The sequence below is a fragment of the Kitasatospora sp. NBC_01250 genome (assembly GCF_036226465.1).
Taxonomy (GTDB): domain Bacteria; phylum Actinomycetota; class Actinomycetes; order Streptomycetales; family Streptomycetaceae; genus Kitasatospora.
The window spans coordinates 8717753-8736822 of the sequence record NZ_CP108476.1 but is presented as its reverse complement, the minus strand read 5'-3'; the positions used below and the strand labels follow the sequence as shown (position 1 = coordinate 8736822).

The window sequence follows — 19070 nt, the reverse complement described above, 5'->3', positions numbered from 1 at the left end:
ACAGTCTTCACGGTGCGTCACTCTCTCGCAACCCCTTGAGGTTGAACGAGGGTCAACTCTCACGCAAACCGGCCGCGGTGTGATATCCCGGCCGGTCCGCCGCCCTTGCGTCTGCCCGGCCACGGCAGCGTAAACCCCGGAAACCGCGCGGTCGGCGCCCCAACCCGGTAAACTGGAAGGACAGTTGCCACTTGCGTGCCATCTGCGCAGGTGCAGGGCCGGTCACCCGTCAGGGCGCCGACCGGTCCAGACCACGTTCAACTGCCGCGAGGCCCGGTCCGTCGGGCTCCCGGCCGCTTCGAGGAGGTGGAGCGATCCCGAACACCGAACCGGGTGCCGCACCACCGCGCCGCCGGTCAGCTGGAGCCGACCGGCGGCCACGTGGTGCCGACTCGACGCGACGTCATCTCTCTGACGTCACGTCAGATCTTCAACCCGGCCAGCTCCGCCGCCGACAGGGTGAGCCCGGCCGCCGCCGCGGAGTCGCGGATGCTGGCCGGTCGGCGCGCGCCCGGGATCGGGAGCACGACCGGGGACTGCGCCAACTGCCAGGCCAGGGCGATCTGTTGCGGGCTCGCCCCGCGCTCTCGGGCGAGGGCGTGGAACGGGGTGTCCGGGGCCGGTGCGGTGCTCGCCGGGTCGTCGACGGCGCTGCGCGAGATCCCGCCGAGCGGGCTCCAGGGCAGGAAGGCCAGGCCCAGCGCGGTGCACAGGTCGAGGGTGTCGCGGGTGGCCTGGTGCGCCGGGGAGAACCGGTTCTGGACCGAGACCAGCCGCGGGCCCAGGATCTCCCGCGCCGTGTGGATCTGCTCGCAGTCCACGTTGGACAGGCCGACCATCCTGATCGTCCCGGCGTCGGCCAGCTCGCGCAGCGCGCCGACCGACTCCGCGAACGGGACGGCGGGGTCCGGCTTGTGCAGCTGGTAGAGGCCGATCGTCGCCACCCCCAGCCGGGCGGCCGAGGCCTCGGCGGCCCGGCGCAGGTGGCGCGGGTCGCCGTCGACCGTCCACGATCCGTCGCCGGGACGGCCGCGACCGCCCTTGGTCGCCACCAGCACCTCGCTCGCGCCGCTGCCGCAGCCGGCCAGCGCGCGGGCGATCAGCCGCTCGTTGTGGCCGACTTCGTCCGCGTGCCAGTGGTAGCTGTCGGCGGTGTCGATCAGTCGCACGCCCGCGTCGAGCGCGGCGCGGACGGTGGCGAGTGCCTGCTCCTCGCCGGGGCGCCCCTCGACGGAGAGCGGCATCGCGCCGAGGCCGATGGCGCCCACCGGGACACCGCCGATGGTGCGGGAGACGCCCGGCCGGGTCCGCGTCATCACTGGGCCTCCTTGACGGCCGCTCGGTTCCGGAGGTCGGTCCGGGTCTCCCGGACGACCTGCGGCAGCCAGTCGGCCACCGACGAGAAGCCGAAGCCCAGGCGCTGCGCGCGGCCGGTGTCCAGCGCGTAGCAGCGCTCGAAGGAGAACGGCGAGAGCTCCTCCCCCGCGCCGACCGCGAGCACCGGGTCGACGCCGACCGCCCGGCCGATCGCCGCGCACAACTCGGCGGCGTCCAGCGCCCCGTGGGAGGCGGCGTTGACCGGACCGGTGAAGTCGGCCGCCGCCGCCCAGGCCAGGAAGCGGGCGATCTCCGGCTCGTGGACGAAGGAGGCGGGCTGGGGCGCGGCGTGCACCGCCACCGGCAGGCCGCCCTCGATCCGCTCGACGTAGTGGGCGAACCGCCCGGTGAAGTCGCCGCCGCCGAGCACGTGCGCGGTGCGGACGACGGCGAGGTCGAAGGGTGCCCGGCGGGTGAGCAGCGCCTCCGCCTGCCGCTTGCCCTCGCCGTAGTGGTCGGCCAGGAACCTCTCGTCGCTCCAGGGCAGTTCGAGGTCCACCGGCCAGGCCGAGGGATCCACGGCCCGCTCCGCGACGGCCTGCCTCCCCGGTCGGCCCCGCTCGGCGTAGACCTCGACCGTGGAGGTCAGCACATAGCGCCGGGTCCGTCCGGCGAAGACCCGGGCGGCGACGGCCGCCTGCCGCGGCGTGTAGCAGACCTGGTCGACCACGACGTCGAAGCTCCGGCCGGCCAGCGCGGCGCGCAGCGCGGCCTCGTCGTCGCGGTCGGCGCACAACCGGGTCACGCCCCGCGGCGGGAGCGAGGAGCCGCGGTTGACGACCGTCACCGCCGCGCCCCCGTCCCGCAGTTCCTCGATCAGCCGCCGCCCGAAATAGCGGCTCCCGCCGATCACGCACACCTGCATGCCGCAGTTCCTCCCTCGGCCCGTTTCCTGACGTCCTCCGACGTCCTCGGCGGCCAGTCTTTCGAATGGTGATCATCAGCAGTAGTGTCTGCTCGGCCACCTCGTCATTAGGAGAACTGTTGATCGACGTCCAGCGACTGGCCGTACTGCGCGAGGTCGCCCGCCACGGCAGCTTCAACCAGGCGGCGCTGACCCTGCACTGCACGCCGTCGGCCGTCTCGCAGCAGATCGCCGCGCTGGAGCGCAGCCTCGGCACACCGGCGGTCGAACGCTCCACCCGCGGCGTCACACTGACGCAGGCGGGGCGCCTGCTGGTGGAGGCCGCGGACGCGATCGCCGCCGAGCTGACCGACGCACAGCAGCGCATCGAGCGCCTGACGGCCGTGCAGACCACGCTCACGGTCGCCACCTTCGCCAGCGCGGGCCGGCGGCTGCTGCCCGCCGCCCTGGCCGGGTTCGTGGCGGACCATCCGGAGGTGGAGCTGACCATCCTGGAGGCGGAGCCGGAGGAGAGCCTGCCCGCGCTCCGCGAGGGGCGGGCCGACCTCGCCCTCGCCTACCACTTCGACGGGCTGCCGCCCGCGCGGCCCGGCGACCGCTCCGGCCTGGACTGGACGCCGTTGGGCACCGACCCGATGCAGGTCGTGCTGCCGCGCAGCCACCCGTCCGTGGCCGACTACCTGAACCGCCCTGAACCGCCGCAGCTGGCCGAACTGGCCGACCAGCGCTGGATCCTGGGCTGCCACAAGTCCGCCGCCCAACTCGCCCGCCACGCCGGGACGCTCGGCGTCGAGCTGCGGATCGCGTGCACCGCGACGGACTACGACTTCGCGCAGTCGCTGGTGCGGGCCGGCATCGGCATCGCGCTGATCCCCGCGATCGGCCTGACCCGGCACCCGGAGCTGGTCGCGTTCCCGCTGGCCGAGCCCGCCCCGCGCCGCCACCTGGGGCTGGCGCTGGCCCGCCGCCGGCGCGGAACCGCCGCGCGGCTGGCCGAGGATCTCGCCGCGCGCCTCGTCGGGCCGGGCGATCGCTGACGGAAGGACAACGGCTCCCGGCCCCCGTCGCATGCGCCGGGGGCCGGGAGCCGGGAAAGTCACCAGCCCGTCGCGGCCGCCCCGCAGGACGGCCCCGACGGGCCACAGGAGGGACTACAGCGTGCCCGACTCCTTGATGACGATCTTGCCCTTGGTGGCGCCGCTCTGCGAGCCCAGGGCCTCGATCTTCTTGACGATCTCCTCGCCCTCGACGACCTCGCCGAAGACGACGTGCTTGCCGTCCAGCCAGTCGGTGACGATGGTCGTGATGAAGAACTGCGAGCCGTTGGTGTTCTTGCCCGCGTTGGCCATGCTGAGCAGGAACGGACGGTCGTGCTTCAGCTGGAAGTTCTCGTCCTCGAACTTCGCGCCGTAGATGCTCTTGCCACCGGTGCCGTTGTGGTTGGTGAAGTCACCACCCTGCAGCATGAAGGCGGGGATCACGCGGTGGAAGCCCGAGCCGGCGTAGCCGAAGCCGTTCTCACCGGTGGCCAGCTCGCGGAAGTTCCGCGCGGTCTTCGGCACCACGTCGTCGAACAGCTTGAAGACGATCCGGCCAAGAGGCTCGTCGTTCACGGTCACGTCGAAGTAGACGTTCGCTCCGGTGTCAGCCATTGTGCGCTCTTTCGCTTGGGTGTCGGAATCCTTACAAGCTGGGAGCTTAGCGTCCTGACGTGCGGTTTGCTGGTACTCCCCGGGGGTCATACCATGGTCGGGCCCCGAGGCGCGCCGGCTGCACCGGTCCGGGCCGCCGGCCGCTGCCCGCCCCGGGGGCGTTCGATTCCGGTGGCCAGCAGGTAGGCGAGGCAGGCCACCGCGAGCAGCGCCGTCCAGAGCCAGGCGCTCCCCCGGTTCAGCAGCCGGGTGAAGAGGCTGGGTGCCAGCACGGCGGCCAGGCTCCAGCAGGTCTGGTGGAGCGCGAAGTACCGTCCGCTCAGGCCCGGCGGGGCGAGCGCGGCCACCAGGTCGGGCAGCACCGGTGAGCAGATGATCTCGCCCAGGGTGAAGGCGAGCAGACCGGCCACCAGCCCGACCGCGACCCACCCGGTGCCGGCCGCGTCCGCCGACCACAGCAGAACGGCGGAGGCCGCGAACATCGCAGCTGCCAGCCGCAGCCGGCGCGGACCGTGGCGGCGGCGCAGCAGCTCCGCCAGCGGCGTCTGCAGGGCCGCGACCAGGGCGGTGTTCCCGGCGATCAGCAGCCCGGCCACCCAGGCGGGACGCCCCAGGAGTCGGGTGGTGTAGAGGGTGAGGACCAGTGGCACCGCCAGCAGGTTGAGGACGAGGAGCAGCGTCACGGCGTTGAGTGCCGCGAAGGAGCGGTCGGCGAGCACCCTCCGGTAGCCGCACGGCGCAGCGGGTGCCGGGGGCACGGCGGGTGCCGGAGCGGCGGCGGGGGCGGGGGCAGCCGCAATCGCCGGTGGCCGCCACCGGGCGAGCACGCCGGCCGCCAGCAGGAAACTGCCAGCGTCGGCGGCCACCACCAGGCGGCCGCCGGTCGGGCCGGCGCCCGAGGCGAGCACCGCGGCCAGCAGTGCGCCGGTCCCGGTGCCCGCGTTGCGCACCACCCGGAGCAGGCCGAACCAGCGCGCCCGGTCCCCCGGTGCACCGACCAGCGTGACCAGGGCGCCGTTCGCCGTCCAGAACAGGCTCTGGCCGGCGTTGGCCAGGAACCCGAAGGCGGTGATCTGCCAGGCGGCTCCGGCCGCCAGGTAGCCGAGGAAACCGGCCGCCTGCACCGCGTTGGCCAGCACCACCGCGGCGCGGGCACCGATCCGGTCGACCAGCGGGCCGAACAGGGCGGCGCACGGCAGCGCGAGGGCCGCGGCCGCGGAGAGCGCGACTCCGATCGTGGTCAGCGGAAGGCGGGTGGTGTCGAGGAAGTAGAGCAGCGCGTACGGCAGGAAGAGTCCGGAGCCGGCGCTGTCCACCAGCGACGCCGTCAGCAGCGGCCCGGCGCCCCTGAGCTGTGGCAGGCCCAGCCGCTCGCGCCGGCTGCGCGCCGGGCGGACCGCCTGGTCGAGGGTCACGCCGCCGCGCCGGTCAGCCGTTGAGGAGGGTCAGCAGTTCGTCGCGGGCCAGGCCGGCCCGGGCGAACTCGCCGTTGATGGAGGTGGAGGTCATCCGGGCACTGGTCCTGATCCCGCGCATGGTCATGCACAGGTGCTCACCGTGCCCGACCACGGCGACGTCCTGGCTGCCGGTGATCCGGATGATGTCGGCGGCGATGTCGGCGACCAGGCGTTCCTGCACCTGCAGCCGGTGCGCGTGCTGGTGGGCGATGCGGGCGAACTTCGACAGTCCCAGCAGCCGTTCGGTGGAGCGGTAGGCGACGCTGATGGAGCAGCTGAACGGCAGCAGGTGGTGCTCGCACAGCGACCAGACCTCGATGCCGGAGACGAGGACCAGCTGCCCGGTGGTGGTGGTCTCGAACAGGGTGGCGACGGTGCCGGGGTCGTAGTCGGTGAACTCCCGCCACCAGCGGGCGAACCGCTCGGGCGTCTCGCGCAGCCCGTCGCGGTCCGGGTCCTCCCCGATCTCCTTCAGCAGGCTGACCGCGAGGCCGACCAGCGGGTCCGGCTCGGTGACGGCGGCGATCTCCATCGCCGCGGCGACGGCCTCCTCGTTCACCCCGATGCCGTTCACCTCAATGCCGTTCACCTCGATGCCGTTCACGGCGATGTCGTTCACGTCGGTGCTCAACTCAGACGCCCCTTTCCTGTCCCCAGATCAAGGTGTGCAGCCGGGTGGTGAGGTTCCAGCCCCGGGCGATGACCGGGGCCGCCAGCTGGTGCAGGTGCTCCTCGAGGCGTTCGGCGCTCTGCCCCTCGGGCATGATCCACACCGGGTCGAGGCCGTAGCGCGCCACGAGTGCGCCGACCTCCTCCAGATCGGCGGTGTCCCGGCAGACGAACTTGAACGCGGTGCCCGGTGTGCCGGCCAGCGCCCGCAGTGCCGCCGGTCTGATCCGGCGCGCGGCCAGGACCCCCGAATGGGCCAGCTTGGGCGAGACGTTGAACCGCGCGCCCGCCGCGACCAGCGCCGGGTGCGGGACGTGGGTGCCGTTGGTCTCGATCTCCACCTCCATGCCCCGGCCGGTGAGCAGGTCGACCAGCGGCGCCAACCGGGCCTGCTGGCCGAGCGGTTCGCCTCCCGAGATCACGACCAGGCCGACGCCGAGCGCGCCGACCTGCTCCGCGACCGAGGCGACCGAGCGGCGGTGCAGCTCCTGGCGGGGGTCGTAGGCGATGCCGGTGTCGCTGCTGCCGGTCCAGTCCCAGGTGTAGGGCGTGTCGCACCAGCGGCAGGTCAGGTTGCAGCCGCCGAGGCGCACGAAGGCGCAGTGCCGGCCGAGCGAGCGGCCCTCACCCTGGACGGCTAGGTGGGGCCGAAGATTTCGTTGACGACGATCTGCGGTTCCACTGGCATCACCTCCTCGTGGTCGGCGGGCCGGTCCGGGCGCCCGGTCACGGGCGGAACTCGGCCCAGGTCTTGGGCGTCTCGGAGATGCGGACGGCGGAGAGCTCGGGCAGCCGCGCCGACCACTGGTCGTAGATCCAGCGGGCCAGGTTCTCGGCGCTCGGGTTGGACCTGACGATGTCGTTGAGGTGCTGGTGGTCGACGGTGGTGTCGATCCACTGCTTGAACGGCGCCAGGTCGCCGTAGTCGCGGACGAATCCGGTCGGGGTCAACTGGTCTGCTTCCGCGGCGAGTTCGACCTCGACCACATAGTTGTGGCCGTGCAGGCGGGCGCACTGGTGCCCGTCCGGCAGCCCGTCGAGCCGGTGGCTGGCGGAGAACGCGAACTGCTTACTGATCCGCATCGTCACGGGTCTGGTCCCTTCTCGTGGTGGGGTCAACACCGGTACTCGGTCGGGTCTTCGACAGCGGCGGTGACGAACGCGGCGCGCCGCTCGACGCAGGCCGCGCAGCTGCCGCAGTGCAGCTCCTCGCCGCGGAAGCAGGTCCAGGTCCGCTCCCAGGGAACCTTCAACTCCTCGCCGAGGGCGATCACTTCGTGCTTGTGCAGGGTGATCAGCGGGGCGAGCAGGCCGAGGTCGGCGCTGCCCTGGCCGCGGGTCGCGATCCGCTCCATGGCGAGGAACGCGTCGAGGAAGGCGGGCGAGGTGTCCGAGGGGCCCACGTCGTCGGCCATCACCCCGAAGGCCACCGCGTGCGCCCGCTCGACGACCGCCACCGTGTAGGCCACCGCGAGCAGGACCGCGTTGCGGTTGGGCACGATGTCGGGGTTGGGCCCGACCGGGGCCCGGCCCGCGTCGGGGACGGGCACCGTGGGGTCGGTCAGCGAGGAGCCGCGCATCAGGCGGCCCACCGCGGTCAGGTCGACCTCGTCGTAGCCCGTGCCGAGCCGGCGCGCGGCGGCGCGGGCGCAGTCCAGCTCCCTGCGGTGGCGCTGTCCGTAGTCGACGGCCACCAGGTGCAGCCGGTGTCCGCCGGCGGCCAGGTGATGGGCCATGGTCACCGAGTCGATCCCGCCGGAGACGACGGCGACGATTCTGCTCACCTTTCACTCCCCTCCCGGGCGCCGTGGCCGGCGCCGCCCACCGCGCCGGGGCCGGGGACCGGCACCACGTCGAGTGCGTACAGTTGTGCGAGTTCCGCCAGGCGCAGCGGGACCTCGTCCTCGCTCCCGACGGTGAAGAGCACCACCCCGGTGTGCGAGGTGGAGTAGAGGTCGGGGTCGATCAGGTCGCCGACCCGCCGGGTCATGGTGACCTGCCGCACGCCCGGCAGCGCGGCCAGCTTCTCGGCCGGGGTGATCGCCGTGATGCGCCCCGGCCGGGCCGGCAGCATGGAGTTGACCACGATGCGCTCGGCGGTGCGCGGGCGCAGGGTCGGCGCCAGCCCCAGCGAGGTCTCCAGGAACGCCTGCCACAGGTCGACCCCGTACTGCAGGGCCAGTCCGTCGACCAGTCCGCCGCCCGGTGGGCGGCAGGCGAGTTCGCCGACCAGGATCCCGCCCGCGGTGCGGAACATCTCCACGTGCGCGACCCCGTGGCGCAGGCCCACCGCGCCGAGCACCCGGCGCAGCAGGGTGCGGGCCGCCCACTGGTCGCGGTGGTCCTCGGGCAGCGGGTAGGAGCCGACGAAGCCGCCGAGGGTGCGCAGCACCGGCCCGTGGTAGCGGGAGACGGCGGCGAACAGCACCTCGCCGTCGTGCACCACCGCGTCGCAGTGGTACTCCGCCTCCATCTCGACCAGCGACTCGACCAGCAGCGGTGTGCGGCTCGCGCGCAGCCGCCGCGCGCCCGGGCTTTCGGCGAAGGCCGCGAAGTCCCGCGGGCCGGCCAGCTCGACCACGTCGAAGGTGCCGCCGCCGAAGGTGGGTTTGAGCACCACCGGCCAGCCGAGATCGGCCGCGGCGGCCGGTACGTCGGCCAGCCGGTAGGCCGGCCGGAAGGCGGTGACCGGCACACCGGCCGCGGCCAGGGTCCGCTTCATCACGTACTTGTTGGAGCACGCGTTGGCGGTCTCGTAGCCGATGCCCTGGATCCCGTAGTGCGAGCGCAGCAGGCCCGAGGCGGCGATGCCCGCCTCGGCGGGCGTCAGCACCGCGTCGACGGGCCCGTCGGCGAAGAGGCCGAGGGCGGCGTCGCGCACGGCGCTCAGGTCGTCGATGCTGGGGACACAGGTCACCTCGGCCCGGCCCCCGTAGAGTCCGGCGAAAGCGGGCTCGGTGATGACGCGGACCCGGCCGAGCAGGTCGTCGGCCAGCAGGCGTGCGGGGAGGGGCTTGTAGGAGCTGACCACCAGCACGTCGTGCGCGGCGCGGGCGGTCACCGGGTGCCCTTGCGGGCGACGAGCACGAACCAGTGACGGGCCAGGTGGATGCCGCGCTCGCCGGTCGCGCGCGCGAGGTAGCCGTCGAGGGCGGCCCGGTCGGCGTCCGGGTCGAAGTCCTCGAAGATCGGGACCTTGCCCAGGAACCCGCGCAGGTCCTGCGGGTGGTGGAAGTACTCGTCGAAGCGGTACGAGCGGATCTCCACCGCGAAGCCCGCGGCCACCAGCCGCGCCCGGCCCTGCTCGGCCAGCGGCGCCTCGTGCCAGCCGCCGTAGTGCTGGCCGCGGCCGAAGGCCTCCTTGAGCGCCCGGACGTCCTGTTCGCCGATGCCGAGGTGCACGACGGCGCCGCCGGGCTTCAGCACGCGGTGGAACTCGGCCGGGAAGAGCGGTCCGCGCCGGGAGCAGATCACGTCCACCGAGTGGTCGGGCAGACCGGTGGCCGAGGCGTCGCCGACCTCGAAGACGACGTGGTCGAGGCTGGTCCGGGCCTGGTTGCGGCGGGCGGCGGCCACCATCTCGGGCGAGAGGTCGATCCCCCGCACCCGCGGGAACCGGTCGGCCACCGCGAGCAGGTTGCGCCCGTCGGCGCAGCCGACGTCCAGGAGGCTGCCGCCGCCCAGGGCGGCGAGCACGCTGTCGACGTACGCCTCCGGATCCCCCTCGGGATAGTCGGTGTCACGTGGCGGCCAGTCGGGGTAGCCGCCGAACCGGGTGGCCACCTTGGAGTAGAACGCGGGGTCGGACACGATCGGTCGCCTCCTCGGGCGGGGTCGGGCCGGGCGGTGCGCGGGCGTCGTCACGCGGGCGTCAGCGGGACGCCGAGCTTGCCCAGGATCGACTCGCCCGCCACGGCCGGCGCGAGGCCCAGGCCGCCGCCCGCCGGGGCGGCGAGCGGCTCGATCAGGGCGTCCGGGTCGGCCTCGAAGAAGAACACCAGGGAGACCTGCTCCTCGTCGGGGGCATCGGCCCCGGGCGCCGGTACGCGGTGCCGCAGGGCGCGCCAACGGCCGTCCGTCCACAGCTCCATGAGGTCGCCGAGGATCACGATCAGGGTGTCGGAGTCCATCGGGTAGGCGGGGGCGAACCAGCCGTCGGCCTCGTTCCACACCTCCAGGCCGCCCTTGCCCGGCTGACGGTTCAGCAGGGTGAAGGTGCCCAGGTCGGTGTGCGGGGCGTTGCGCATCCGGCCGGTGCCCGGCTGCCCGAGCCGGGTCAGCGACGGGTACCAGCTGACGTTCTGCGTCCAGGTGGCCCGCCGGGCCCGGGAGGTGAAGAAGTCCGCCGGCTGGCCGAGCAGTTCGGCGAACATGCGGTTCACCTGTTCGGCGACCCGGACCATGTGGCCGGTGTACGCCTCGGCCGTCGCCCGCAGCTGGGGCAGCTCGGCGGGCCACCGGTTGGCCGGGTAGAAGAGCTCGTCGAACCTGGTGTCCCCGGTGCGGTGGGTGGGTCCCGCATAGAAGGACTCGTGCAGGTCGGGGGCGCTGGTGTCGTCCGCGGCCGCGGCCGGAATGCCGACGTTGCGGTGCACCTCGCGCCAGCCGTTGTCGTACTGCCACTGGATCTCGTAGCCGAGCTTGGCCTGCCGCGGCAGCCGGAAGAAGGAGAGCCCCGCCTGGCGGAAGTCCTCGCCGCGGGCGCGCGGGACCCCGTGACCGGTCAGCAGGAACATCCCGGTTTCGCGCAGCGCGGCATCGACGGGCCGCAGCAGGTCCGCGCGTTCGCCGGCGTCGGCGGCCAGCCATTCCTCCAGGTCGACGGAAGGGATTTCGGTGGTCACAGCTGCACGCTCCTCGGGTGCGGGCCGGAGGCCTTTCGGGTCGAATTCCGCAGCCGCTCAGGGAAATTCGGAATCTCGCCCTGACCCAGTCTCAGCCGCACCGGGAAGCGGTGTCAACGACATGGTTGAAGGTTAACCAGAAAAAGGCCCCCAGCTCCGCGAGGGCCACATGCAGCGTCCATATCGCCGACTTTCGCTGAATCATCAGGAGATGATGCGCCAGCGAACAGTGGCCGGGGATTTACCGTCCCTGGTTTGTCCGGTACCCGCCCACCTCCGGCCGCACCCGGATCATGCAGGGGCTATTTCACGCCAGAATACGATCATCATTCCTATTCGACGGCGAGATGGCGTTCGATCCAGTCCGCCGCGGTACGGCGGAACAGCACCCGGCTGCGGGTGCGCCGGAACTCGTGGCCCTCGCCCGCCAGCAGCAACAGCTCGGCGGGGATGCCCCGTTGGCGGGCCGCCCGGACGAGCTGCTCGGACTCCCCCGGCGGGACGTTGGTGTCGTGCTCCCCGTGGACGGTCAGCACCGGGACCCGCAGCGCGTCGATGCGGCTCATCGGCGACAGCGCGTGCAACAGGTCCCGGTCCCGCTCGGGGTGGCCGTACTTGACGGCGGCCGATCGGGCGATCCAGGGCTCGGTGCCGGCGAAGAAGGTCAGGAAGTCGGACATGCCGCACACCGAGACCCCGGTGCGGAACAGCTCCGGGTGCCAGACCAGCGAGGCCAGCGTGAGGTACCCGCCGTAGGAGTGGCCCATCACGGCCAGCCGCCGGGCGTCGGCGACCCCGAGGGTGATCAGGTGCGCCGCGCAGTCCGCGACGTCGTCGATCGCCGCGAAGCGCCCCTCCCCGAGGTCGGCGTTGACGAAGGAGCGGCCCGCGCCCAGCGAGCCGCGCACGTCGGGGGCGAACACGTCCAGGCCGTGGCCCAGCAGCTCGTGGTAGAGCGGCTCGAACACCGGTCGCTCCTGCTGCTCGGGGCCGCCGTGCAGGTGGATCACGCACGGGCCCCGGCCGTCCGGCTCCCGGCGCGGGGCGCGGTAGTACCAGCCCCCCAGTTCCAGCCCGTCGCGGGCACGCAGGCGCAGGTGCTCGGGCCGGACCGGCGCGGGCTGGCCGGGCGCGACGACGTCCTCGTCGCGCGAGGACCAGGGGGTGCGCAGCGGGCTGGCGCCGTCGGGCGTGTGCCAGACCCCGGGGCGGCGGCGCGAACCGGCGACGGCCAGCGCCAGCCCGCGCGGCCCCGCCGGGCTGATCCGGGTCACCACCTCGTGCGGCAACGTCAGTACCCGGGCGGCGAGTTCGGGCGCCGGTGCGGACGGCGCCGGTGCAGCGGGAGCGGGAGCGGCCGGTGCGGCGGGTTCGGCGGGAGCGGCGGGAGCGGCGGGGAGCGCGACGGTCTCCAGCTCGGTGCGCCCGCGCACGTTCCACGCCAGCACCGCGGTGCGACCGTCGTCGGCCACCGACAGCAGCTCCAGGTCGGCGTCCTCGCGCCCGGCGGTCACCACCCGGCGCAGGCAGCTCCCGTCCGGTCCGAGCTCGACGGTGACCAGTGCCGCGAACTCCCGGTCGGCGTCGCTGCGCAGGTAGAGCCTGCGGCCGTCGGGCGAGAACCGGCCGACCCAGGGATCCCCGTCGGCCACCCGCACCGAGTAGGCCGTCTCGCGCCCGTCGCTCCGCAGCACCACGGCCTCGCGCCCGCCGCGCGGTCCGCGCAGCAGCAGCACGAGCCGGCCGTCCGCGGTGCTGTCGCACACCCGCAGCGTGGCGCCCCCGGGTTCGGTGGCGATCAGCTCGGCCGGCCGCACGCCCGCCGGATCGGCCAGGAAGACGGCGAGCCCGCCGCCGGTGAGGTGCGGCTCGTCGGCGGCGGCGCCGGGCGCCGGGCCCGCCGGCCGCAGCACCGCCGGCCCCGCCGCTCCCGGCCGCCCCAGCTCGCCCCGGTGCGCGCCGCCGAGCAGCGCGGGGCCGGCCGCGCCGCGCTCCGCGATCAGCAGGCCGGTCGGCGGATCGGTGGCGGTGACGGCGATGAGCGCACCGTCGCGGCTCCAGCGCCCGAGGTAGGCGGTGCTGCCCGAGGCGGCGCCGGCCAGCACCCGGCGGTCGCTGCCGTCCGGCCGCACGCAGAGCACCCGGGTGAGTTCGCCGCCGCCGGGCGCGGTGGTGTACGCGATCCAGCGCCCGTCCGGGGACCAGGAGACCTCGGTGACCGGGTCGGGCCCGGTGTCCAGCAGGTGCGCGTCCTCACCGTCGGCCGGACCGGTCCACAGCTGCGGCACCCCGCCCCGGTTGCAGATGAAGGCCACCTGCCGGCCGCTGGGGTCGGCCGAGGGGTACCAGCAGCCGTGGGCGGTCACCGGGCTGTGCGTCTCCCGGGCCCCGCGCGCCTCCGGCAGGGCCGCGGCGCGCGGCGCCGGCTGTCCGGGGCCCGCGGGATCGGTCGGCCGGTCCACCACGCCGCGCCTCCCGCTCAGCCGATCCGGTGGGACTGGAGCCACATCTCCAGCAGGGCCACCTGCCACAGGGCGTTGGCCCCGCGCGCCGTGCGGTGCGCGTCCGGCGCGGCGAGCAGCCGCTCCAGGTAGGCCTCCTGGAAGACCCCGCGGGAGCGGGCCTCGGGAGCGGCCAGGGCCTGGCGGATCCGGTCGAGCACCGGCGGCGCCATCCGCCGGATCGCCGGCACCGGGAAGTAGCCCTTGGGCCGGTCGATGACCTCGGCCGGCAGCAGCTTGCGGGCGGCCTCCTTGAGCACGCCCTTGCCGCCGTGCGCGAGCCGGTGCTCCGGCGGGCAGGCCGCGGCCAGCTCGACCAGCTCGTGGTCCAGGAACGGCACCCGCGCCTCCAGGCCCCAGTCCATGGTCATGTTGTCGACCCGTTTGACCGGGTCGTCGACCATCAGCACGTGGGTGTCCAGCCGCACGGCCGCGTCCAGCGCCGTCTCGGCGCCCGCGAGCGCCATGTGCGAGCGGACCAGCTCGCCGGAGGCGTCGTGCTCCGCCAGCAGCTCGGGCTTGAGGATCCGGCCCAGTTCGGCGTGCGAGCGGTCGAAGAAGACCTCGACGAACCTCTCGGGCTCCTGCTCGCGCGGCACGGCCGCCAGCGCCGGATGCCAGCGGTACCCGGCGAAGATCTCGTCGGCGCCCTGGCCGCTCTGCACCACGCTGACGTGCTTGGAGACCTGTTCCGCCAACAGGTGGAAGGCGACCACGTCATGACTGACCATCGGCTCGCTCATCGCCGCGATCGACCGGTCCACCGCGGTCTGCAACCGGTCGGAGGGCACCATGATCTGGTGGTGGTCGGTGGCGAACTCCCGGGCCACCAGGTCCGAGTAGTGGAACTCGTCGCCCTGCTCGCCGCGTTCCGTCTCGAACCCGACGCTGAAGGTGGCCTGGTCGTCGAAGCCCGCCTCGGCCAGCAGCGCCACGATCAGGCTGGAGTCCAGACCGCCGGAGAGCAGCACCCCGATCGGCACGTCCGCCACCGTGCGCCGGCGCACCGCGGTGCGCAGCGCCTCGAGCACCGCGTCGCGCCAGTCGTCGGCGTCCATGCCGGCGTCCTCGGGGCGGCGGCGGTGCGGCGGCTGCCAGTAGCACTCGTCGTGCTGGCGGCCGTCCGGCTCCACCACCCGCACGGTGGCCGGCGGGAGCTTGCGCACCCCGGCGAGCACGGTGCGCGGCGCGGCGACCGTGCCGTGCAGGGTCAGGTACTGGTGCAGCGCGGCCGGGTCGAGCGAGGTGTCCACCCCGCCGCCCGCCAGCAGCGCGGGCAGCGCGGAGGCGAAGCGCAGCCGGCCGGGGCGCTGCGCCAGGTAGAGCGGCTTGATCCCGAGCCGGTCGCGGGCCAGCACCAGCCGCCCGGTGTCCAGTTCGGCCACCGCGAAGGCGAACATGCCGTAGAGGTGGGACACGCACGCCGTGCCCCACTGCCGGTAGGCCTTGAGCAGCACCTCGGTGTCGGAGGTGGAGAAGAAGCGGTGCCCCAGGGCCTCCAACTCGCCGCGCAGCTCACGGTAGTTGTAGATGCAGCCGTTGAAGACGCCGGTGAGCCGGGCCGCGGAGTCGGTCATCGGCTGGGCGCCGCGCTCGGACAGGTCGATGATCTTCAGGCGCCGGTGGCCGAGCGCCACGGCGCCCTGCGACCACAGGCCCCGGCCGTCGGGACCGCGGGCCGCCAGCCGGTCGGTCATGCGCTCCACCGCGGCCAGGTCGGGCCGCCCGCCGTCGAAACGGATCTCACCACTCAGCCCGCACATGCCGGCTCACCTCCGTTGCAGCACCGATACCGCGCGGATGCGCGTGGGTCCGGTCGACCAGGAAGTCGACGGCCGCCGTCAGGTCGCCGGCGGCGGCGACGCGCCGCACCTGGTGGGCGGCGTCCCCCAGGGCCAGGGTCTCCTCCGCCACCGCGGAGACGATCTCCCAGTCGCCGAGCTCCTCCAGCGTCGGCCGCAGCCGCGCCAGCATCCTGCGGACCACGGCCCGGGCCGGCTCGGCCAGCCCGGTGGTCGGGTCGACCAGTTCGCCGCCCAGCCCCGAGCGGGCGGCCCGCCAGGTCATCGCCCGCAGCCACTGCGGCCGGGCGTGCCGACAGCCGTCGGCTCCCCGCACGGCCGCACAGGCGTCCACCACCAGCGCGCGGTACAGTCCGGCGATCATCACCACCGTCTCCACCCGGGGGCAGGCGTCGCAGATCCGCAGTTCGAGCGTCTGCTGGTGTGCGGAGGGCCGCAGGTCGTAGTAGACCATCCCGGCGTCACTGATGACTCCGGAGCGCACCAGCCTCGTCACGGCCGCGTCGTACTCGGCCGCCGAGTCGAAACAGCCGGCCGGACCGCTGGTGGGCCAGCGCTGCCACAGCAGTGTCCGCCAACTGGCGTAACCGGTGTCCGCGCCGAGCCAGAACGGCGAACTGGCCGACAGCGCCAGCAGGGTGGGCAGCCAGGCCGAGATCACGCACATCGCCCGGACGGCCGTGTCGCGGTCGGGCACGTCCACGTGGAACTGCCCGCCGCAGATCAGCTGCTCGTCGGCCACCACGCGGTACTCGTCGGCCATGTGCAGGTAGCGGGGGTGCGGGGTGGCGTCCACCACGCCCGCCCTGGCCAGCGGCGCGGTGCCGGCGGCGACGATCGCCAGGCCCAGCCCGGCGGCGGCCTCGGAGAGGGTCCGCCGGGAGTGGGCCAGATCGGCGTAGAGCGCCTCCAGCGAACCGTGCACGCCGCTGTTGGACTCGACCACCGACTGCAGGAACTCGGTGACGAAGCCGCGCCGTGGCAGGCGGTCCAGCACGTCCTGGGCCCGTGCCACCAGCATCCGGCTCTCCACATCGACGATGTGGAACTCCTCCTCGACTCCCATCGACACGGCCATCGGACACCTCCGAACCGGTTCGACGTCACGGCGGGTCACCGACCCGCCGTGCCGGGGCGACCGCTCCACGGTCGCCCGTCCCCCCCAAGGGTCCAACCTCCCACGACCGCCCCCGCGCCGCATCATGAGTGCGGGGTACCGGGCTCGCCCCGGGACTCCTCAGCCCTCGCCGAACCACCGCCGCAGGGCACCCGCCAGCGGCTCCGACGGGTACGGCTGGGCCGCGGCCCAGCAGACGTGGCCGTCCGGGCGGATCAGCAGCGCGTCGGTGGCCGTGCTGGTCGGGACCCGGTCGACGCGGTCCTTCCAGCCCCGGGCGACCGCGGCGAGGTCGGAGCCGCCGCTGGGGTCGAGCAGCAGGCCCCGGCCCGCCCGCAGCAGCGCGTGCAGGCGCACCGGGCCCTGCGCGCCGGTCAGGTCGAGATCGGGCGCGCGACGGCCCAGCAGCGGGTGGCCGGGCGCCCCGGGCATCGGGTACCGGATGTCGAGTCCGGCCATCCGGGCGGCCAGGTGGCGCCTGGTGTCGGGCAGTTGGAGCAGGGTGTCGAAGAGTTCGCGGGTCGCGGCCACGTCCGGACCGCCGGTGCCGGCCCAGTCCATGAGCAGGCTCTGCGCCTGGACGATGCGCAGCACGCCGGCCGCGACCGGATGGCGCTCGCTCTGGTAGCTGTCCAACAGGCCCTGCGGTGCCCAGCCGTGCACGGCGGCGGCGAGCTTCCAGCCGAGGTTGACCGCGTCCTGGAGGCCGGTGTTCATGCCCAGGCCCCCGATCGGCAGGTGGATGTGGGCGGCGTCGCCGGCCAGGAACACCCGGCCGTGCCGGTAGTCCGCCACCTGGCGGGCGGCGTTGGTGATCCGGTACGTGTAGCGCTGCTCGACCAGGTCCACGCCCGGCCCGTACACGGTGCGCAGGCCCGCGCGGATCTCCTCCTCGGTCACCGGGATCTCCCTGGGCAGCGAGTGCGCCGGGCCGCCGAGCGCGAGCCGGCGCAGGTCCCCGCCGAGCGGGAACTGCATCGCCCAGCTCCCGTCCGCGGCGGTCGTGTGGGACTGGCCGGCAGCCGCGGGCCGCGAGGGCCGGGTGTCGCGCAGCCGCACGTCGGCCACGAGCGCGGTGTCCGTGCCGGGCCTGCCGGGGAAGGCGATCCCCAGCAGCCTGCGGACGGTGCTGTGCGCGCCGTCCGCCGCGACCAGGAACGCCGAGCGCACGGTGCGGGTGGTGCTGCCGTGGCGCAGGGTCGCGGTGACGCCGTCCTCGTCGGCCGCCAGCCCGACCAGCTCGTGCGCCCGGCGGACACCGACGCCGTGCCCCGCCAGCCGGTCGGTGAGGAAGTCCTCGACGACGGTCTGCGGGATGAACCGTCCGGGCAGCCTGCTGTCGTGGTCGGCGGGATCGAAGAGCCGGCCGGCGAAGTGACCGGGGCTCACCGGGTAGTCGCCGGTGGCCAACAGCGGCTCCAGCAGGCCGCGCTGGTCCAGGACCTCCATCGTGCGCGGGTGCACCCCGCCGGCCCGCGACAGCTCGCTGCGCTCGGGCAACCGGTCGACGACCACCGCCGACACCCCGGCCACCCGCAGTTCGTGGGTCAGCATCAGTCCCGTCGGACCGGCTCCCACCACGAGAACGTCGGTGTCCATGTCCACTCCTCGGCTCCGGAGCCCGCAGCTTGACGGACCCTCAGGAACCAGGCTGCGACCGCGGTCCGCGCCGGTGCCACGCACAATCCGCATCCTGGCGGAATCCGAACCGGGTACGCTGCCGCAGGTGGAATCCGACAGGTACGACGATCTGGACCGCCAGCTCGTCCACTCCCTCCAGATCGACGGGCGGGCACCGTTCAGTGCGATCGCAGCCGTTCTGGAGGTGTCGGACAAGACCGTCGCGCGCCGCTACGCGCGGCTGCGCTCGCGCGGCGCGGTGCGGGTGGCCGGGACCACCGATCCGCACGCGCTCGGTGAGGTGGTCTGGTTCCTGCGGGTGCGCTGCGCACCCGACGCCTCGGTGGCGGTCGCCGAAGCGCTGGCCCGGCGCTCCGACACCTCCTGGATCAGCCTCACCTCCGGCGGCACCGAGGTCGTCTGCATCGTCCAGGCCGACAGCGAGCAGCAGAGCGAGGCGCTGCTGCTGCACAGGCTGCCGCGCACCCCCCGGGTCGAGGGGATCACCGCGCACTGCGTGCTGCACCACTTCTTCGGCGGACCGGCGAGCCTGATCACCAAGCACGGGCCGCTCTCGGGCGACCAGATCGCCCGGCTGCAGCCGCCGCCGGCCCGGCACCGCCCGGGCGGGGTGCACCTGGACGCGGACGACCAGCGGCTGCTCGCGGTGCTGGCCGCCGACGGCCGCGCCGGATACGAGGACCTGGCCGCGGCCACCGGCTGGTCGCCCAGCACCGTGCGACGACGGATGGCCGAGCTGCGCGAGTGCGGCGCGCTGTACTTCGACGTCGAGTACGACTGGCCGATCTTCGGCCTGCTCGTCCGCAGCCTGCTGTGGCTCTCGGTGGCGCCCGCCCATCTCGAAGCCACCGGACGGGAGCTGGCCGGCCATCCGGAGGTCGCCTTCGTCGCCGCGACCACCGGCCCCTCCAACCTGTGCGCGAGCCTCATCAGCGCCGACCGGCACGCGCTCTACGCGTACCTGACCACCCGGATCGCCGGGCTGCCGGGCATCACCCAGGTGGAGACCGCGCCGGTGATCCGCACGCTGAAGCGGGGCGTGCCCCGGCGGCACCTCCCCTGAGCCGGTTGCTCCTGACGCTTCATCAACTCGACCTTCAGCATCACCAACAACTCCGACAACCAGTGCGTGGGGCGATGCGCCC

The 19070-nt window shown here is 73.9% G+C and carries 17 protein-coding genes; 2 read left to right on the top strand and 15 right to left on the bottom strand.

The genetic code is table 11. From position 1 onward, the window contains the following. Positions 1-422: 422 nt before the first annotated feature. Together OG500_RS37000 and OG500_RS36995 are read right to left on the bottom strand one after the other, a co-directional pair. Positions 423-1316, bottom strand: coding sequence for an aldo/keto reductase (locus tag OG500_RS37000; protein WP_329586973.1), 894 nt, complete (start codon positions 1314-1316; stop codon positions 423-425). Next, positions 1316-2242 (bottom strand): reductase, encoded by a 927-nt coding sequence (locus OG500_RS36995; RefSeq protein ID WP_327071266.1) that lies wholly within the window; start codon positions 2240-2242, stop codon positions 1316-1318. The genes OG500_RS37000 and OG500_RS36995 overlap by 1 nt, the downstream gene beginning before the upstream one ends. A 119-nt stretch (positions 2243-2361) precedes the next feature. Here OG500_RS36995 and OG500_RS36990 point away from each other — a divergent pair, with 119 nt between their 5' ends. Then, positions 2362-3279: a LysR family transcriptional regulator gene (locus OG500_RS36990; protein ID WP_329586970.1), complete on the top strand. Its 918-nt coding sequence runs from the start codon at positions 2362-2364 to the stop codon at positions 3277-3279. Positions 3280-3393: 114 nt separating this feature from the next. Here OG500_RS36990 and OG500_RS36985 read toward each other — a convergent pair whose 3' ends face one another. The 13 genes from OG500_RS36985 to OG500_RS36925 form a co-directional block, all read right to left on the bottom strand. After that, entirely contained in the window at positions 3394-3894 is a 501-nt protein-coding gene (locus tag OG500_RS36985) for a peptidylprolyl isomerase (RefSeq protein ID WP_327071264.1), read from the bottom strand. Positions 3895-3980: 86 nt separating this feature from the next. Further along, complete coding sequence (locus OG500_RS36980) at positions 3981-5309, bottom strand: MFS transporter (protein ID WP_329586967.1); 1329 nt, start codon at positions 5307-5309, stop codon at positions 3981-3983. 13 nt (positions 5310-5322) lie between these two features. Further along, positions 5323-5982 (bottom strand): GTP cyclohydrolase I, encoded by a 660-nt coding sequence (folE, locus tag OG500_RS36975; RefSeq protein ID WP_329586964.1) that lies wholly within the window; start codon positions 5980-5982, stop codon positions 5323-5325. 1 nt (position 5983) lies between these two features. Continuing rightward, complete coding sequence (locus tag OG500_RS36970) at positions 5984-6613, bottom strand: 7-carboxy-7-deazaguanine synthase QueE (protein ID WP_327071261.1); 630 nt, start codon at positions 6611-6613, stop codon at positions 5984-5986. Between the two features lie 133 nt (positions 6614-6746). Next, positions 6747-7103: a 6-carboxytetrahydropterin synthase QueD gene (gene queD, locus OG500_RS36965; RefSeq protein WP_327071810.1), complete on the bottom strand. Its 357-nt coding sequence runs from the start codon at positions 7101-7103 to the stop codon at positions 6747-6749. 32 nt (positions 7104-7135) lie between these two features. Beyond that, positions 7136-7804 (bottom strand): 7-cyano-7-deazaguanine synthase, encoded by a 669-nt coding sequence (locus OG500_RS36960; RefSeq protein ID WP_329586959.1) that lies wholly within the window; start codon positions 7802-7804, stop codon positions 7136-7138. Further along, positions 7801-9081 carry an ATP-grasp domain-containing protein gene (locus OG500_RS36955; protein ID WP_329586956.1) on the bottom strand — a complete coding sequence of 427 codons (1281 nt, stop codon included), beginning with the start codon at positions 9079-9081 and terminating at the stop codon, positions 7801-7803. Before OG500_RS36955 ends, OG500_RS36960 begins: the two co-directional genes overlap by 4 nt. Then, a complete protein-coding gene (locus tag OG500_RS36950; RefSeq protein ID WP_327071258.1) occupies positions 9078-9830 on the bottom strand; it encodes a methyltransferase domain-containing protein in 753 nt (250 codons plus the stop codon). Before OG500_RS36950 ends, OG500_RS36955 begins: the two co-directional genes overlap by 4 nt. Positions 9831-9880: 50 nt before the next feature. Continuing rightward, positions 9881-10864: an isopenicillin N synthase family dioxygenase gene (locus tag OG500_RS36945; RefSeq protein WP_327071257.1), complete on the bottom strand. Its 984-nt coding sequence runs from the start codon at positions 10862-10864 to the stop codon at positions 9881-9883. 332 nt (positions 10865-11196) lie between these two features. Next, positions 11197-13329, bottom strand: coding sequence for a S9 family peptidase (locus OG500_RS36940; protein ID WP_329586952.1), 2133 nt, complete (start codon positions 13327-13329; stop codon positions 11197-11199). Positions 13330-13343: 14 nt separating this feature from the next. Continuing rightward, a complete protein-coding gene (locus OG500_RS36935) occupies positions 13344-15128 on the bottom strand; it encodes an N-acetylglutaminylglutamine amidotransferase (RefSeq protein ID WP_327071255.1) in 1785 nt (594 codons plus the stop codon). Then, positions 15109-16245 (bottom strand): carboxylate-amine ligase, encoded by a 1137-nt coding sequence (locus tag OG500_RS36930; RefSeq protein ID WP_327071254.1) that lies wholly within the window; start codon positions 16243-16245, stop codon positions 15109-15111. The genes OG500_RS36935 and OG500_RS36930 overlap by 20 nt, the downstream gene beginning before the upstream one ends. Positions 16246-16404: 159 nt before the next feature. After that, positions 16405-17883 carry an FAD-dependent monooxygenase gene (locus OG500_RS36925; RefSeq protein WP_329586946.1) on the bottom strand — a complete coding sequence of 493 codons (1479 nt, stop codon included), beginning with the start codon at positions 17881-17883 and terminating at the stop codon, positions 16405-16407. Between the two features lie 127 nt (positions 17884-18010). Here OG500_RS36925 and OG500_RS36920 point away from each other — a divergent pair, with 127 nt between their 5' ends. After that, positions 18011-18988 carry an Lrp/AsnC family transcriptional regulator gene (locus OG500_RS36920; RefSeq protein WP_327071252.1) on the top strand — a complete coding sequence of 326 codons (978 nt, stop codon included), beginning with the start codon at positions 18011-18013 and terminating at the stop codon, positions 18986-18988. Positions 18989-19070: the final 82 nt, after the last annotated feature.